The 15,445-nt window shown below is 69.0% G+C and carries 16 protein-coding genes; 9 read left to right on the top strand and 7 right to left on the bottom strand.

The window, feature by feature from the left end; translation table 11 throughout:
* Positions 1 to 10: 10 nt before the first annotated feature.
* The 5 genes from AB0M73_RS31975 to AB0M73_RS31995 all read left to right on the top strand — a co-directional run bounded on the left by AB0M73_RS31975 (position 11) and on the right by AB0M73_RS31995 (position 4,423).
* Positions 11 to 1,219: an MFS transporter gene (locus tag AB0M73_RS31975; RefSeq protein ID WP_363898417.1), complete on the top strand. Its 1,209-nt coding sequence runs from the start codon at positions 11 to 13 to the stop codon at positions 1,217 to 1,219.
* On the top strand, positions 1,216 to 2,415 hold the full coding sequence (locus AB0M73_RS31980) for a cytochrome P450 (RefSeq protein WP_363898420.1): 1,200 nt from the start codon (positions 1,216 to 1,218) through the stop codon (positions 2,413 to 2,415). Before AB0M73_RS31975 ends, AB0M73_RS31980 begins: the two co-directional genes overlap by 4 nt.
* Positions 2,416 to 2,497: 82 nt before the next feature.
* Positions 2,498 to 3,022: a GNAT family N-acetyltransferase gene (locus AB0M73_RS31985; protein WP_363898423.1), complete on the top strand. Its 525-nt coding sequence runs from the start codon at positions 2,498 to 2,500 to the stop codon at positions 3,020 to 3,022.
* Between the two features lie 34 nt (positions 3,023 to 3,056).
* Positions 3,057 to 3,638: a TetR/AcrR family transcriptional regulator gene (locus AB0M73_RS31990; RefSeq protein WP_363898426.1), complete on the top strand. Its 582-nt coding sequence runs from the start codon at positions 3,057 to 3,059 to the stop codon at positions 3,636 to 3,638.
* The gene (locus AB0M73_RS31995) at positions 3,635 to 4,423 is read left to right on the top strand and encodes an alpha/beta fold hydrolase (protein ID WP_363898429.1); all 789 of its coding nucleotides are present in this window, start codon (positions 3,635 to 3,637) and stop codon (positions 4,421 to 4,423) included. Before AB0M73_RS31990 ends, AB0M73_RS31995 begins: the two co-directional genes overlap by 4 nt.
* On the opposite strand, the gene AB0M73_RS32000 is transcribed toward AB0M73_RS31995, so the two are convergent.
* The 3 genes from AB0M73_RS32000 to AB0M73_RS32010 are packed head-to-tail and all read right to left on the bottom strand — an operon-like array spanning position 4,401 to position 6,117.
* A complete protein-coding gene (locus AB0M73_RS32000) occupies positions 4,401 to 5,336 on the bottom strand; it encodes a hypothetical protein (RefSeq protein ID WP_363898432.1) in 936 nt (311 codons plus the stop codon). The two genes, AB0M73_RS31995 and AB0M73_RS32000, sit on opposite strands and share 23 nt — an antisense overlap.
* Complete coding sequence (locus AB0M73_RS32005; protein WP_043727257.1) at positions 5,333 to 5,671, bottom strand: helix-turn-helix transcriptional regulator; 339 nt, start codon at positions 5,669 to 5,671, stop codon at positions 5,333 to 5,335. The genes AB0M73_RS32000 and AB0M73_RS32005 overlap by 4 nt, the downstream gene beginning before the upstream one ends.
* 44 nt (positions 5,672 to 5,715) lie before the next feature.
* A complete protein-coding gene (locus tag AB0M73_RS32010; protein WP_363898436.1) occupies positions 5,716 to 6,117 on the bottom strand; it encodes a VOC family protein in 402 nt (133 codons plus the stop codon).
* A gap of 160 nt (positions 6,118 to 6,277) precedes the next feature.
* Between AB0M73_RS32010 and AB0M73_RS32015 the strand changes: the two genes are divergently transcribed.
* The 3 genes from AB0M73_RS32015 to AB0M73_RS32025 all read left to right on the top strand — a co-directional run bounded on the left by AB0M73_RS32015 (position 6,278) and on the right by AB0M73_RS32025 (position 7,993).
* On the top strand, positions 6,278 to 6,955 hold the full coding sequence (locus AB0M73_RS32015) for a DUF998 domain-containing protein (protein ID WP_363898439.1): 678 nt from the start codon (positions 6,278 to 6,280) through the stop codon (positions 6,953 to 6,955).
* 64 nt (positions 6,956 to 7,019) lie between these two features.
* Entirely contained in the window at positions 7,020 to 7,430 is a 411-nt protein-coding gene (locus AB0M73_RS32020; protein WP_043727263.1) for a PPOX class F420-dependent oxidoreductase, read from the top strand.
* Between the two features lie 8 nt (positions 7,431 to 7,438).
* A complete protein-coding gene (locus tag AB0M73_RS32025) occupies positions 7,439 to 7,993 on the top strand; it encodes a hypothetical protein (protein WP_363898442.1) in 555 nt (184 codons plus the stop codon).
* Here AB0M73_RS32025 and AB0M73_RS32030 read toward each other — a convergent pair.
* Positions 7,942 to 8,835, bottom strand: coding sequence for a hypothetical protein (locus AB0M73_RS32030; protein ID WP_363898445.1), 894 nt, complete (start codon positions 8,833 to 8,835; stop codon positions 7,942 to 7,944). The genes AB0M73_RS32025 and AB0M73_RS32030 overlap by 52 nt on opposite strands.
* An 88-nt stretch (positions 8,836 to 8,923) precedes the next feature.
* Positions 8,924 to 11,500: a fibronectin type III domain-containing protein gene (locus AB0M73_RS32035; RefSeq protein WP_363898448.1), complete on the bottom strand. Its 2,577-nt coding sequence runs from the start codon at positions 11,498 to 11,500 to the stop codon at positions 8,924 to 8,926.
* Positions 11,501 to 11,547: 47 nt separating this feature from the next.
* Between AB0M73_RS32035 and AB0M73_RS32040 the strand changes: the two genes are divergently transcribed.
* Positions 11,548 to 12,384 (top strand): LLM class F420-dependent oxidoreductase, encoded by an 837-nt coding sequence (locus AB0M73_RS32040; RefSeq protein WP_363898451.1) that lies wholly within the window; start codon positions 11,548 to 11,550, stop codon positions 12,382 to 12,384.
* A gap of 2 nt (positions 12,385 to 12,386) precedes the next feature.
* On the opposite strand, the gene AB0M73_RS32045 is transcribed toward AB0M73_RS32040, so the two are convergent.
* Together AB0M73_RS32045 and AB0M73_RS32050 are read right to left on the bottom strand one after the other, a co-directional pair.
* Positions 12,387 to 14,426 (bottom strand): alpha-galactosidase, encoded by a 2,040-nt coding sequence (locus AB0M73_RS32045; protein ID WP_363898454.1) that lies wholly within the window; start codon positions 14,424 to 14,426, stop codon positions 12,387 to 12,389.
* Between the two features lie 150 nt (positions 14,427 to 14,576).
* Complete coding sequence (locus tag AB0M73_RS32050; protein WP_363898457.1) at positions 14,577 to 15,437, bottom strand: serine hydrolase; 861 nt, start codon at positions 15,435 to 15,437, stop codon at positions 14,577 to 14,579.
* Between the last annotated feature and the right edge of the window lie 8 nt (positions 15,438 to 15,445).

A 15,445-nucleotide genomic window follows, 5' to 3' on the forward strand; every position in this document is an offset into this window, starting at 1 on the left:
AGGACAGCCGATGAACCGCTCCTACCGCCTCCTGTGGGCCGGGCAGGCGCTGTCCACGGCCGGCTTCAGCGGGTCCATGATCGCCTTCCCGCTGCTGGTGCTGGCCATCACCGGCTCGCCGGCCGTCTCGGGCTTCGTGCTCGGTGTCGACGCGGCGGCCCAGCTGGTCGCCGGCCTGCCGGCGGGGGCGCTGGTCGACCGGTGGAACCGCAAGATCGTCATGCTCTGCTGCGAAGCGGCGCAAGGCATCGTGGTGGCCAGCCTGGTCGTCGCCCTGTTGCTGGACCACGCCACCGTGCCGCACATGATCTTCGTGGCGGCGACGATGGGTGTGTGCCGCGCGCTGTTCCTGCCGGCGGAAAACGCCGCTGTGGCCCAGATCGTGTCGCAGGAGCAGCTGTCCACGGCGGTGGCGATGAACTCCGCCCGTGGTGCCCTCGGTCAGCTCACGGGAACGGCGGCCGGCGGCTTCCTCTACGCCGTCGGGCGGGCCGTGCCGTTCGCGGTCGAGGTGCTGACGCACCTGATCAGCTTCGTGTTGCTGCTGTTCGTGCGCGTCCCCTACCGGCGGCCCGAGAAGCTGGAGAAGGGCCACCTCAGCAAGGAAATGGTGGAGGGGCTGCGTTTCGTGTGGCGGCAGCCGCACGTCCGGGCCACCGTGGCCTGCGCGATCAGCCTGAACTTCTTCTTCTCCGCCTACTACGTGATCCTCGTCGTGCTGGCCAAGGAACGGAACGTGCCGTCCGGCGAGATCGGCATCATGGCGGCCATGCTGGGCGTCGGCGGCCTGCTGGGCGCCCTGCTCGCGCCGACGCTGCAACGGGCCATCAGCCCGTTCCTGTCCATCGCCGGCGTGTTCTGGGTGCTGACCCTGCTCACGCCGCTGGCCGTGTTCGTCGACAACGGCTACGTGCTCGGCATTCTGTTCGCCGGCATGGCTTTGCTGCCACCCACCGCCAACACCACGATCGCCACCTCCCAGCTGCTGCTCACCCCGGAACGCCTGCACGGCCGGATGACCAGCGTGATGGCGGTGATCTCCGGCGTCTCCGCCGCCACCGGGCCGGCCTTCGGCGGCGTGCTCGTGCAGCAGTTCGGCGGCGTCAACGCGATCCTGCTGTGCGCGGCCGGCATCGCCGTGGTCACCGTCGTCGTCACGGTCAGCCCCACCATGCGCGCCTTTCCCGTCATCGACCGAGTCAAGGAGCCCACCCCATGACGCTCGCCCCGCCCCGGTATGCCTTCGAGGACCGCCTGGACCAGTGGATCGACCGGCGCGCCACGGAGCCGGTCTACCTGGACGAGGAGAACGGCATGTGGCGGCTGCTCGACCACGCCTCCGTCTCCCGCGTGCTGTCCGATCCGGGCGCCTTCTCCAGCGACTTCTCCGGCCTGGCCCCCGTGCAGGAGGACTTCGAGGCGTTCCGCAGCGGCATGTTCCTGACGATGGACCCGCCCAACCACCGCAAGCTGCGCACCCTGGTCAGCCAGGCCTTCACCCCGCGCACGGTGGCCGGGCTGGAGCCGCGGATCTGGGAGATCACCGAGCAGCTGCTGGACGGCGTGGCCGGCAAGGACCGCGTCGACATCGTCGACGAGCTGGCCTATCCGCTGCCGATCCTGGTGATCGCCGAGCTGCTGGGCATCCCGGCGCAGGACCGGGAGCTGTTCGAGAAGTGGGCCAAGGTGCTGTTCAGCGGCGACCAGCTCACGGAAAGCTCCACCATGGCCGAGATCGAGGCGGCGCTGGAGCTGATCGCGCCGACGATCCGTGAGATGAACGAGTACGTGCTGGCCCACATCCGCCACCACCGGGCCAACCCCAGCGACGGCCTGACCAGCAAGCTGATTCGGGCCTCGGTCGACGGGGAAAGCCTGACGGACCAGGAGATCGTCGGCTTCGTGGCGCTGCTGCTGGTGGCCGGCCACATCACCACCACGGCCCTGATCGGCAACGCCACCATCAGCTTCGACCGCCACCCCGAGGTTTCCGCGGCGCTGCGCGCGGATCCGTCCCGGATTCCGGTGGCACTGGAGGAAGTCCTGCGCTGTCTGCCGCCGTTCAACGAACTCGGCCGGCGCACCACGGCGGAGGTGGAACTGGGCGGGCGCGCGATTCCGGCCAATTCGATCATCATGGCCAATATCGCCTCGGCCAACCGCGACCCCAAGGTTTTCGCGGACCCCGAGCGCTTCGACTTCGCCCGCACCCCCAATCCGCACCTGACGTTCGGCCACGGCATCCACTTCTGCCTCGGCACGCCGCTGGCCCGCATGGAGGGCCGCATCGCCTTCGAAGCGTTGCACCGCCGCTACTCCGGGTTCTCGGTGGCCCGCGACGAGCCGGTCGAGTTCCAGAATCCGGCTATGATCGTGAGTGTTCGCAAGCTTCCGCTTGACGTCGAGCCGCGCTGACCCCCGTTACTCACCCCATCGGCTATTTTCCTTGCACGATAGGATTATTGCCGCCGTTTCGGGCTGCGGATAGCGTTCTGCCGTGACTCCCACGCTGCGCTCCGAGCGCCTGGTGCTGAGCCCCTACACGCCCGAGGACGAGGAACACTTCGTCGCGCTGTTACGCGACGAGGAGGTCTGCAAGTGGATGGGACAGGAGCGACAGCCCGAGGAGACGATCAGATCGCTCTTCGGGCTGTTGTTCACCGAGGTGTACGCCAAGAACATGTTCGACGTGTGGGCGGTGCGGCTGGACGGCCGCTACGTCGGCCACGCCGAGCTGAAGAAGACCGGCAACGTCGACGGCCACGAGCTGATCTGCGCCCTGGTCCGTGACGTGTGGCGGCTGGGGCTGGGCACCGAGCTGTCCAATCGTGTGATCGACTACGGCTTCGACGAGCTGGGCCTCGACGCCGTCCACGGCTGTGTCGCCGCCGAGAACACCCGCTCGTTGGCGATGGCCCTGAAGGCCGGCTTCGAGATCGTGCGGGACGTGGCCGGCGAGGACGGCAAGGTCACCCGCGTGGTCACGCTGCGCGCCGCCGACCGGCAGCTCCTCCGGAAATAACTGCGCGCCCCGCAACTTTTGCTAGGGTGGTGGGGTGTCCGGACTCCGTGAGCGCAAGAAGGTGGCCACCCGCGAGGCGCTGAGCATGGCCGCGCTGACCCTGGCCGTCGAGCGCGGGCTGGACAACGTGCTGGTCGAGGACATCGCCGCCGCGGCGGGCGTGTCCCCGCGCACCTTCAACAACTACTTCTCCAGCAAGTACGAGGCGATCTCGTCCCGGGCGTCCGACCGCATCTTCCGCGTCGGCCAGGCCCTGCTCGACCGGCCGGCCGACGAGCCGCTGTGGGACGCGATCACCGCCGCCGTGCTCGAGGTGCACGCCGAGGCCGCCGAGCTGCCGCCGCCCGGGTGGCTGGCCGGGCTGCGGCCCGTGCTGTCCTCACCGGCGATGGCCGGCGAGCTGCTGAAGACGTACGTGAAGATGCAGAAGGGCCTGGCCGCGGCCATCGCCGACCGGCTCGGTCCCGGTGACCACGGCATGTATCCGGAGATCATGGCGGCGGCGGTCGCCGCCGCCACCCAGGTGGCGTCCGAACACTGGCTGCGGGCGGACCCTCCGGTGCCGCTGCTCGGTCTCGTGGAGACGGCGCTCAAGCAGTTGAGGGGGACGCAATGACCTTGTACACCAAGACGATGGGCAGCGGTCCGGTGCTGCTGTTCATCGTCGGCGGCAACGACGACAGCACCGTGTTCGAAGGCGTGGCGGCGCAGCTGGCCGACCGCTACAAGGTGGTGCTGTACGACCGGGCCGGCTTCGCCCGCAGCCCGGTCGACGCCGTGCCGGCCGACAAGCTGGCCGCCGACGTCGAGGACGCCCGGTCGCTGCTGGCCGACGAGCCCGGCTACGTGTTCGGCAGCAGCTCCGGCGCCATCGTCACGCTGGAGCTGCTGGCCAAGCACCCGTCGGTGGTGTTGAAGGCCGTGCCGCACGAGCCGCCGCTGATCTCGCTGCTGCCCGACCGTGACGAGCGGCTGGCCGAGATGGACGAGGTGTACCAGCTGTACCGGACCGACGGGCCGGAGGCGGCGATGGGCCTGTTCGGCAAGGTCGTCGGCCTGGCCCAGCAGGCCCCGCCGCCCGGTTACGAGCCGCCGCCGGCGATGCGCGAGATGATGGGGCGGTCCAAGCACAACGTGCCGTTCTGGTTCGACCACGAGTTCGTCCCGTACCCGCGGCACGTGCCGGACCTGGCCGCGCTCGCCGCCGCCAAGGACCAGCTGGTCCTCACCTGCGGCGTCGAGTCACGCGGGCTGCTGGCGTACCGGCCGAACGAGGTGCTGTCCGACCGGCTCGGCATCGACGTCGTGGAGTTCCCCGGCGACCACCTCGGCTACGCACGGCACGCCGTGGACTTCGCCGCCAAGCTGCACGAGGTACTCAGCTCGCCCGCGCGGCCGTGATCGGACGCAGGATTCCGAAGCCCGCCAACACGATCAGCGCCGGCACGCCGTAGAACAGGAACCAGGGGATCGTCGCGATCCAGTACAGCGGGGGACCGACGATCGCCGCCAGGACTTCCTGGAGCAGGTAGGTGACGGTCGGCAGCGCGAGCACCAGTGTCGCGCGCCGGCCGACCCTGCGGTCTGTGACACCACGGCAGGCGAGGTAGGGGCCCAGTGCCATTGCGCCGATGGCCAGCCACGGCCCCGCCTCCCAGGCCAGGACACTGACCCAGTACAGGGAGGGCGTCATGGCGATGACCAGGGCGGCGGCGGCGACGGTGGCGATGGCCAGCAGGATGCCCCGCCGACCGACCAGCTCCTTGCCGCGCCGAGGGCCCGGCGACCAGGTCAGCGCGACCGCCGCGAAGACGCCGAGCAGCGACAGGCCGTTCGCCTCGAAGTGCCAGGCCTGGCTGCCGGCGACCAGGGGCATGATCACCACGTAGGCGGCGACCGCCAGCCAGGCCGACACCGCAGCGGCGCGGCGCAGTCCGAGCAGCGCCAGAATCGCCACCACCAGCCAGATCCCCCACACCGGGGCGTCCGGGACCTGTTCGAGCGGCATGTCCGACAGGCTGCCGGCCCTGAAGATCCACCACACGATCTCGTGCAGGTTCGTGACCGCGCCGGTCAGTGTCACGATCGGGCCAAGCAGGCTGATGATCGCCAGCACGTCCCGCCGGCGCAGCCCACCGTCCATGTTGAACGTCCGCCTCAGATGCAGCGCCGCCGCCCCGCGGACCAGATCGAGGTCGTCGCGCCAGCCGCCGTGCGCGGCCAGCAGCACCCCGAGCATCTCCTCGCCGTGCTGTCGGCGATGGTCGCTCGGGTACAGCGCAAGCAGCCGCCGGTAATGTTTTTCCCTGGTCATGCCGTCCCCCCGACGGTCCGCGCGCGCAGGCGCGTCTCGGCCGCGCGGGTGGTCACGCGCAGCCGTTCCACTTCGGTCGCGAGGCGCGCCGCGCCGCGGTCGGTCAGCCGGTAGTACCGGCGGAGCCGCCCGTCGACCACCTCCTCGCGGTCCGCGGCCACCCAGTCGTCGGCGACCAGCCGATCGAGGGCGGTGTAGAGCGTGCCGGCCCGCAGCCGGACCCGGCCGGCCGAGATCTGCTCCACGTCGAGCAGGATCCCGTAGCCGTGCTGGGGGCCGGCCGCGAGCGCGGTCAGCACGAGGAAGGTCGGCTCTCTGAGCGCGCCATCAGTCACGTGATCGGTATATACCGATCACCGGACTATTGGCAAGGGGGGAGTCAGCCCGCGATGTTGACCAACCAGTAGATGCCGAACTTGTCCTGACAGGAGCCGAACACGTCACCCCACATCTGCTTCTCCAACGGAGTGCTCACCGTCCCGCCGTCGGACAGCTTCTCCCAGTAGCCGCGCAGCTCCGCCTCGTCGTCGCCGGACAGGCTCACCGTGATGTTGCTGCCGGGCTTGTACTCCATGCCGGGCGGGGTGTCCGCGGCCATGATCGTGTAGCCGCTGGCGGTGGTCAGCTGGCCGTGCATGATCTTGTCGCCGATCTCTCCGCCCTGGCCGAACTGCCCGAAGGTGTTGAGGGTCAGCTCGCCGCCGAACACCGCCTGGTAGAACTCCATGGCCTGGCGGGCGTCGCCGTCGAAGCTGATGTAGGGGTTGAGCTGTGAGCCCATGGCTCGCTCCTCGGGTAGGCAACAGGCCGCCATCCTCGCACCGGCTCGGGGGTCCGACAACGCGAAGTGTCCGCCGATCACGTGAAAACCCGAGGTCAGGACTAAGGTCCCTGGCGCGACGAGCCGATCAAGCAGACAGCGACTTCGCGCGGAGGCGGCCATGACCCCGACAACAACACGATCCCCATCGGACACTCTCGTCCACTCGTACCTGTACCTGCGGCGAGCCATCGGCCTGATCGGCATCGGCCTGCCGGCGGTGCTGATCATCGGCAAGCTGCTCGTCGAGGGCGGCGGACTGCAGGACTCGATCAGCGCCTACTTCTACACCGACATGCGCGGCGTTTTTGTCGGCAGCATGTTCGCGGTGGGCGCGTTCCTGTTCTCCTACCGTGGATACGACGTCATCGACGACGTCGCCGGCAACCTCGCCGGCGTCGCCGCCATCGGCGTCGGACTGTTCCCCACGGCGCCCGAGAACCCGTCGAGCACCGCTCACGTCATCGGCGTGCTGCACCTGGTGTTCGCGTCCATCTTCTTCCTGACCATCGCGTTCTTCGCCATCTTCCTGTTCCGCCGGACCAACGAGATGGGACCCACCGAGCGCAAGTTGCAGCGCAACCGGCTGTACCTGACCTGTGGCGTGGTGATCATCGGCTGCCTGCTGGCCATCGCCGCCGTGCACCAGTTCCTCCAGGCGCAGACCGCCGCGATCCACCCCGAGCTGTGGCTGGAATCGATCGCCGTGATGGCCTTCGGCTTCGCGTGGCTGACCAAGGGCGAGGCCATCCTCGGCGACGTGTTCCCCACGCCGGCCGCGGTCGTGACCCAGGCTTGATCTCCAGGATGGTGGAGGTTGCAGACTGATGTCGCAGCCTCCACCACAGGAAAGGTCCGCCACCGTGTCCTTCACCCAGGCCGAGCTCGACTACCTCGCCACCCAGCCCCTCGGCCGGCTGGCCACGTCCCAGCCCGACGGCACCCTCCAGGTCAGCCCCGTCGGCTTCCGCTACAACGCCGAAACCGGCACCATCGACATCGGCGGCCACAACATGGCCGCCAGCCGCAAGTTCCGCAACGTCGCCGCCAACGGCCGCGTCGCCTTCGTCATCGACGACATCGTCTCCACCTCCCCGTGGCGCGTCCGCTGCCTCGAGATCCGCGGCACCGCCGAGGCCCTCGCCGACGGCGCCGGCCAGCTCGCCGGCCCCACCATCCGCGTCCACCCCCGCCGCATCATCAGCTTCGGCCTCCAGCCCGGAGACGTGGACCGCGAGCCCCACACCCTCAAGGCCGACATCAGGAACGTTTGAGAACCTCGATGGCCGAGGACATCGAGGAGATCGCCGCGCTGGTCCGTGAGCGCAACGCCATTGATCATCGGATCGCGGCGATCATCGGACGCCCGCATGTCTCCGGTCACCTCGGCGAGTGGATTGCGGCGAGGATCTTCGACATCCGACTGGAGCTGTCCGCCGCGACGGCGGCCATCGACGGTCGTTTCACGACCGGCGCGCTGAGCGGCAAGACCGTCAACGTCAAGTGGTACCTCAAGCGGGAGGGCCTGCTCGACATCGCCAAGGCTGAAACCCTGGACTACTACCTGGTCCTGGCCGGCCCGCCGGCACCGGCGGGCAGCTCCAGAGGCACCGCCCGGCCGCTGTGCGTCAACAGCGTCCACCTGTTCGACGCCCGCCAACTCGGTGCCGAGCAACGGGCCCGCGATGCCCGTGTCGGGGTTGCCTCCAGCGTCACCAAGGTGCAGTGGCAGCGGGCGGAGATCTATCCCGTTGCCACGAATGCCGTGCTCACGGTCAGCCCCACTCAGTCGGCCTTGCTGGCGCTCTTCCACGGGGACAGGTCGAGCCCGGGGTAGCGCAGGGCCATGCCGGCGAGGGTGTCGGGGGTCCAGTACGGGTGGCCGGGCGGGGGGAAGCCGAAGAGGCCGAGCTGGCGGGCGGAGGCGCGGTCGACGAAGGAGTACCAGGCGGGCAGGTGGCTCTGCGCGGCCCAGCCCTTCTGGATGGCCCAGTCGTCGGTGGCGCGGCGGAAGTTGAGGTGCATGGAGTAGCGGGCGCCGCCGGGCCGGCGGAGCTCGGTGCCGCGGTGGAAGGTGCCGGTCTCGAAGGCGACGACGGTGCCGGCGGGACCGGCGCCGGAGACCTCGTGGGTGTAGAGGTCTGGGGAGGCAGGGGCGACGAAGTCGGAGCCGGCGCCGGAGCGTGGGAACCAGTTGGGCACGGCGGGCAGGTGCGAGGTCCACTCTCGGGCCAGCAGGTGCGGAGGGCCGAGTTCCTCGGGCACGTCGACGAGGTAGACGAACATCTCGACCTGCCGGAACTCGGTGCTGGGCACGAGAACGGTGTGGTTGAGGTAGTCCCGGTGCAGGTCCTGGTCGTAGGAGGTGGCACCGGTGTACTTGGCCCACGCCTCGGCGCCGTAGATGCGGATGTCGTCGGCGCCGAGCAGGGACGAAGCCAGGTCGACGATCTTGGAGTGCACGGCCAGCAGGCTGACTTCGGTGCTGGTGAAGGGGAAGTTGTCGATGCCGTCGAACTCGTCGTCGAGGAAGCGCGAGCGTCGGGGATCGGAGCCGTCGTGGAAGCCGGCGGCGGAGGGGAACATCAATCCCAGTTCGGCGACGGCGGGTGCGAGGTCGTTATGGGACAACAGCTCCGGCAGGATGACGAAGCCCTGGTCCCCCCATTGTTCCAGCATGCCCAGCAGTGTGACGCGGGTCTCAGCGGCGGCGCCACCGAATTTGGGGCCGCCACGCCGGCTGATGACGCCGGCGTGGCGGCAACTTCTAGGACAGCGTCGTCGCCGTCACGGTGAGAGCGGCGCCGGGACCGTCGGCGGTGACGGCGGCGATGGTGAAGGTGTAGGCGGTGGCGGGCTTGAGGCCGTCGACGACCCGAAGCATGCCCTTGGCGGTGGGCTGGGTGACGAGGGCGTCCCGCCCGTTGACGGTGATCGTCCGCCCGTCGGACACGGTGATCACGTAGGCGACGATCGGCGTGTCACCCATGGCGGCCGGGGGAGTCCAGTGCAGGCTGACGGCGCCGGCCGAGGGCACGGCCTTGCCGCCGGTGGGGGCGTCGGACACCTTGCCGGCCAACGGACCGGGCGTGACCGCGGCGGCGGGCAGCGAAGGAGTGCTGGCGCCGAAGCGGTTGTGGGCCCGAACGGTGACCACAGTGGACGTTCCGTTGGCCAACCCGTCGACCACGGCGTAACCCTGCTTGTCGAACTGGGCCGCGGGAATGCTCACGGTCCTGGAGCCGGCGGTGACGAGGTAGCTGTCCAGGGCGGCGTTGTTGAAGGCGTAGCTGGGGTTCCAGGTGACGTACACCTTGCCGTCGGCGGCGAAGGCGCCGACGCGGGTCGGCTGCGCGGGAACGCCGTTGCCGGTGGCGGACCGGGAAAGCAGCCCGCGGTAGGCCGGCTCCAGCCCGGCGTTGTCCATAATGGACTTCGGTGCGGCCGAAGGGTTGGCCAGCAGGTGGTTGTCCTGGGTGATGACGCCCTTGTTGTTGCCGTCCTTGTCGCCCTGCTCCCAGTAGTTGCCCTGGATCAGCGTGGGATCGTTGTTGCCGAGGTTGTCCCGGTAGTCGACGTGCGCGGTGCCGACATCGGCGTAGGCCACGCCGTAGATGACGTTGCCTACGATGTTCTCATAGGTGTTGCCGTTGTCGGTGTAGACACCCTTGCCCAGCCCCAGCTGGCCGTAGATCACGTTGCCGGTGACCTTCTCGCCGGTGGCCAGCGAACTGCCGGTGATGCCCTGGGTGTAGATGCCGCCGCCGTCGTCCAGCGACAGCATGTAGTCGTGGATCAGGTTGTCGGACACGATGTTGTCGTGCGAGTTGTTGGGTGTGGCGGCGACCTTGATCTTGTCCGGCCAGCCGCCCCAGCCCATGGAGATCGCCGAGTAGGCGACGTGGTCGATCTGGTTGTGCGAGATGACGTCGTGCTGGCTGTAGCCGTTGAGAATGGCGACGCCGCCATGGAACTCCCGTGGCAGGCCGTAGAGGTGGTTGTCCAGCACCTGCACGTCATGCGTGCTGCCGGTGGTGGGCTGGTCGACGCCGCCGATCTCGATGCCGTTGCCGGAGATGTCGGTGAAGACGTTGCCGCGCACCATGGTGTTCGCGGTGTTGTCGGCCAGCCGCAGCCCGGCCGCGCCGAGATGGGTGAACGCGGAGTCGCTGAACTCCACCCCTGATCCGCCGGACACGGTGATGTTGCCGGGTTCCGGCGTCCACGAGGCGTACGGGCACTTGCCGTTGGGCACGAACTGGCACAGGCCCTGCACGGCCCAGCCGTCGGGGCCGGTGTTGGTGTACCCGGCCTGGATCTCGGAGAAGCCCTCCGGCGACGACGGCGTCAGCCAGGTCGCGTACTCGAACTGGATGCCGCGGAAGGACACGTCGTGCAGGCCCGTGGCGGTGATCAGCTGCTCAAGGGCCGGCGCCTCGACGTCGGCGGTGCGCAGGTTCTCGCCGGGCCGAGGCATGTAGTAGACGGTGTGCGACGACCGGTCCAGGTACCACTCGCCGGGCGTGTCCAGCACCTCGAACGCGTTCTCCACGTACGTGGGATGCCGGCCGTTGGTCAGGTCGTACGGACCGACCATGTTGACGCTGCGACCCGGAATGTCGGGGAACAGCACACGTTTGGTGGAGTTGTCCCAGCAGGGCTGGGCCATGGTGATGGTGGTGTCGCTCATGGACCCGATGGGGCAGCGCGGTTCGGTCCACTGACCGAGCCCGTCACGCTGGATGTTCCACAGCGCCTCGCCGGCCGTGTACACGAACTCGATGTCGGTCGGATTGCGCCAGCCGGCCATGGTCGCCGCGGAGGCGGTGTAGCCGGTGGCGGTGGCCTTCACCGTGACCGGCAGCGGCCCCTGGGCCCGCTGTTCGCGCACGCCGTTGACGTACAGCTGGCGCGTGTTGTCCAGCCCCTTTGGCGCTGGGGCGGAGAAAAGGCCCGGTTTGCCCGGTACCGCGTGCCAGCCGGTGACCTGCTTGCCGCCGCTGATCTCCGTGCCGCGACTGCCCTGCCAGATCACGCGGTGACCGTTGACCCCGGAGTCCCGCGCGTCGAACTTCAGCGGCTGTGACAGATCGAACACCCCGGCCGCGAGGTGGACGGTGATGTCCCCGTTGGCATGCCCCGCCCGCTCACGCGCAAGTTCCTGCGCCCTCGGCAGAGTGCGCACCGGTTGCGCCGAAGTGCCTGACAGCCGGTCGTTTCCGTGCGGGGAGACGTAGACGTCCGCGCCGTGTGACCCGGAGGCGTCCGCCGGGGTGGCCGTCAGCGCGACGGCGGAGATCACCGCCGCGGCCGCGCCGACCGCCAGCTGGACTGATCGTTTCATGAGTTCTCCACATCGTGATCGCGTGACGATCGGCGTACGGTGCGTGCATGGACATCGGTGTTGCCGTCTTCGCCACGCCCGATACCGTCGCCCCCGGGCCGCTCGCGCGGCTGGTCGAGGAGCGCGGGTTCGAGTCGCTGTTCTTCCCGGAGCACACCCACATCCCGGCCGATCGCCGCACTCCTTACCCTTCGGGCGGCGAGCTTCCCCGCAAGTACGCCCACACCTACGACCTGTTCGTCGCGCTGACCGCGGCGGCCGCGGCGACGACGAAGCTGCGGGTGGGCAGCGGGATCTGTCTGGTGAACCAGCGCGACCCGATCACCACGGCCAAGGAGGTCGCCAGCGTCGACCACCTGTCCGGGGGACGGCTGGAGTTCGGGGTCGGCGCCGGCTGGAACCGCGAGGAGATGGAGAACCACGGCACCGACCCGCGGACCCGGATGCGGCTGATGGCCGAGCGGATCGGGGCCATGAAGGCGATCTGGACGCAGGACGAGGCCTCCTACGCCGGCGAGTTCGTGAAGTTCGACCGGATCTGGGCCTGGCCCAAGCCCGCGCAGCGGCCGCACCCGCCGGTCCTGATCGGCGGCAACGGCCCCACGGTGGCCGACCGGGTGCTGTCCTTCGGCGACGGCTGGATGCCCAACTACGGCGGTCGGGCCGACGACATCGTGGGCCGGGCCAAGGACATGCAGGACCGGGCCGACCGCAAGCTCGACTTCGTGCTGATGAACGCGCAGGCCAAGGCCTCCTCGCTGGAGCGGTTCGAGACGGACGGCTTCCGGCGCGCGGTGTTCTGGGTGCCGTCCGTCGGGCGCGGCCCGATGGAACGGGAGCTGGACCGGATCGAGACCGCGGTGGCGGAGCTGCACGGCGAGTAGCATCAGCCGGCCGTGAACGAGGCGAAGTCGGCCCGGCCGTCGACGTACTTGTTGTGGGACGTGGTGAACACGCCGACGTCCTCTGTTGTGAGCGCGGACGGCACGGTGATCATCGCGACGGTGCTCCAGGTGGAACCGTCCACCGAGTACTGCCCGGTGAACGCCGTGCCGTCGCGCACCAGGCGCAGCCACACCGGCGCGGTCACGCCGGTCACCGTCTTGGACGACTCCAGCTGGCCGTTGCCGTCGGCGTCCCACTGGAGCTGGATGCCCTTGCCGGGCGTCACTTCCAGCGTGACGTAGCCGGCCGAGTTGTCCGCTTTGGACAGATCGTTGCGCGCGATCAGGCCGGACTTGGTGGCGGCGTTGCGGTTCTGCTGCGACAGCACGTGAACGGTGGAGACGCCGGTAGCGGGCAGGCCCTGCGGCCGGTAGATCGTGCCGTACTGGTTGTTGGTGCCGGAGACGTCGGCGCCGGCGGCGATGATCGCCAGGCGGTCGCCGAGCTGGCCGAACTGGGGCCGGGTGGTCGGGTCCACGGCGGCGAAGGTCTTCAGCGGGGCCGCCACGGGCGTCGGCCGGTGCAGCTCTTCGGTGAAGGATTGCTTGCCGTTCAGGGAGATCGTGAACTGCTCGGTCGGCAACGGGGTGTCGACCGCCGGCAGCGTGAGCTGGTATCTGACGGAGCGGCCGGCGCCGGACGGGACGACCGGGATCAGCTCGTCGTGGGACGGCCGGGCCGACCAGCCCGGCGGCAGCGTGAGGTGCAGCTGGTTCCAGATCGCCGGCAGGAGGCCGTCATTGGTGACGGTGGCGGTGACGCTCGATGAGTCCACATCGGACAGCCCGACCACTACGTGCGGCAGGGCCAGTTGCCGGTTGGGGGAGATCCGGTACATCGCCGAGCCGTGCGCCGGCAGCGCCGCCGTGATCTTGCCGGCGGACTCGGACGTGGTGTGGGCGAACAGATCCCGCACCTGGTAGTCGAAAGCCCGGTCCAGCCCGACGGCGTCGGCGGTGGTGGTGATGGTCGCCGGCGAGGCGGTCTCGTTGAACAGCGTGACGGCACGGCTGCCGTCGGCCAACGGCTTGGTCAGCACCCACAAGCCGTTGGTCGACGACACCGGACGCCCCTGCGCGCCCAGCCGATCCTGATCAACGGCGATGATCTCGCGGTTGGTCAGGATGTCCTTGGTGGCGGCCGACATCGTGCGCACCTCGGTGCCGACGATCAGCGGCGCGGCCATCTCCGCCCACAGCGCGAAGTGCGACCGGTACTCCACGTCGGACATGCCGCCGTTGCCGATCTCCAGCATGTCCGGGTCGTTCCAGTGATCCGGGCCGGCCAGCTCGGGCAGCGTCACGTTGGTGTGGAACAGCGACACCATGCGCGCGAAGTTGTCGTGGATGTCGCCGGTGGTGCGCCACAGGTTGCCGACCGTCGGCCACGCCGAGTTCGGCACGCCGAAGTCGGTCTTCTCGCAGATGCTGAACACGATTCCCTTGCCGGCCAGGGCATCCCGCATCGCCTGGTACCGGGCGATCGTCGCCTCGACGTTCTGGCCGTCGGCCGGGACGTTGCAGTCGTCGTACTTGAGGTAGTCGACGTGCCAACTGGCGAACAGGTCCGCGTCCTGCTGTTCATGCCCGAGGCTGCCGGGGAAACCGCCGCTCTTCGAGCACGTGTGGGTGCCGGAGTCCTCGTAGATGCCGAGCTTGAGGCCTCGGGCGTGCACGTAGTCGGCCAGCTTGCCGATGCCGTCCGGGAACTTCGCGGGGTCGGCGACGAGGTTGCCGCTGGTGTCCCGGTCGGGCAGCGCCCAGCAGTCGTCGATGTTCACGTAGGTGTAACCGGCGTCCCGCATGCCGCTGGACACCAGCGTGTCCGCGGTCTGCTCCACCAGCTGCTGGTCGACGCCGCAGCCGAAGGCGTTCCAGTCGTTCCACCCCATCGGCGGCGTCGGGGCCGGCGCGTTCTGGGCCGCCGCCGGCGTGGCCAACCCGGCGAGCAGCACGGGCACCATCGCTAAGACCCGGAACACATCCTACCTCCTCGCCGTAACTGAGGCGAAACCTAGGGCGGAGAACCTTTGCAAGCAACAGTGACCGGGCGTTTTTAGGCCGATCGGCCCACATCCACAGTGAATTCATCGGATGACTGAATGCATTCCGGTTCACATGGGTGATTTTTGTCAGCGGTGCAGCTTCGCCTCCGCTTGCCGGATCGTGTCGGTGAGCTCGCCGCCGACCTGGTCCCAGGTGGTGGACGGCCCATCGTGCGCGCTCAGGGCGGCGATGATGTAGCGATGGTCGTCCCCGATGACGCCGGTGCTGTGCAGCACGCGGTCGGGCTTGCAGCACGCCCAGCCCTGCTTGACCGCCCAGTCATGGCCTTCGGTGGCGTCGACGATGCCGTAGTACTGGTAGAAGTCGTCGGCGGCGGTTCTGGTGGTGCTGGCCAGCGCCTTCATGATGGTGTCCCGCAGTGGCGCGGGCGCCCGGTCGAGGATGTACCGGTAGATCTCCACCACGTCGTCGGCGGTGATCTGGGTGTTGCCCCACCAGCCCGGATCGTCCGGCACGACGATGTCGGGCAGGTCCATCACCTTGGCCATCCGCTCGATGATCGCGATATTGCCGTACTGCTCCCACAATGTGTTGGCGATGTCGTCGTCGCTGACCGACAACATCGTCGCCACCAGACCGGCATCGGAGCCGTTCTGCAATGCCGTGACCGCGATGAGTAGTTTCACGACCGATTCCGCCGGAAAGTGATCGGTCGGATTCTCACTCATCACGACCTGCCCGGTCGTGCGGTCGAAGACGACGAGGGAGAACCGCCCGTCGGCCTCGGGCGAGCCCGGCGCAGCCGCCGCGACGGTGTCCGAGGTGCCGGCCGCGGCATCGGAGGTGCTGGTCACGGCGACGGAGCTGAGGGGAGGTGGGGCGGTGACGGCCACGGGGGACGGCTGGCTGCCGGTGGCGCGGACGTGCCCACAGCCCACGAGCGTCAGCGACGCCACCGTGAGGACAACGGTCGCCGGGATTCGCATGCTGGTTT

It is taken from the genome of Kutzneria sp. NPDC051319 (genome assembly GCF_040682195.1).
Classification (GTDB): domain Bacteria; phylum Actinomycetota; class Actinomycetes; order Mycobacteriales; family Pseudonocardiaceae; genus Kutzneria.

What these genes read in the sequence shown, in the direction of transcription:
- AB0M73_RS31975 (WP_363898417.1), top strand. Translation starts at nt 11, where the DNA reads ATGAACCGCTCCTACCGCCTCCTGTGGGCCGGGCAGGCGCTGTCCACG.
- AB0M73_RS31980 (WP_363898420.1), top strand. Translation starts at nt 1,216, where the DNA reads ATGACGCTCGCCCCGCCCCGGTATGCCTTCGAGGACCGCCTGGACCAG.
- AB0M73_RS31995 (WP_363898429.1), top strand. Translation starts at nt 3,635, where the DNA reads ATGACCTTGTACACCAAGACGATGGGCAGCGGTCCGGTGCTGCTGTTC.
- AB0M73_RS32000 (WP_363898432.1), bottom strand. Translation starts at nt 5,336, where the DNA reads ATGACCAGGGAAAAACATTACCGGCGGCTGCTTGCGCTGTACCCGAGC.
- AB0M73_RS32010 (WP_363898436.1), bottom strand. Translation starts at nt 6,117, where the DNA reads ATGGGCTCACAGCTCAACCCCTACATCAGCTTCGACGGCGACGCCCGC.
- AB0M73_RS32015 (WP_363898439.1), top strand. Translation starts at nt 6,278, where the DNA reads ATGACCCCGACAACAACACGATCCCCATCGGACACTCTCGTCCACTCG.
- AB0M73_RS32025 (WP_363898442.1), top strand. Translation starts at nt 7,439, where the DNA reads ATGGCCGAGGACATCGAGGAGATCGCCGCGCTGGTCCGTGAGCGCAAC.
- AB0M73_RS32030 (WP_363898445.1), bottom strand. Translation starts at nt 8,835, where the DNA reads ATGCTGGAACAATGGGGGGACCAGGGCTTCGTCATCCTGCCGGAGCTG.
- AB0M73_RS32035 (WP_363898448.1), bottom strand. Translation starts at nt 11,500, where the DNA reads ATGAAACGATCAGTCCAGCTGGCGGTCGGCGCGGCCGCGGCGGTGATC.
- AB0M73_RS32040 (WP_363898451.1), top strand. Translation starts at nt 11,548, where the DNA reads ATGGACATCGGTGTTGCCGTCTTCGCCACGCCCGATACCGTCGCCCCC.
- AB0M73_RS32050 (WP_363898457.1), bottom strand. Translation starts at nt 15,437, where the DNA reads ATGCGAATCCCGGCGACCGTTGTCCTCACGGTGGCGTCGCTGACGCTC.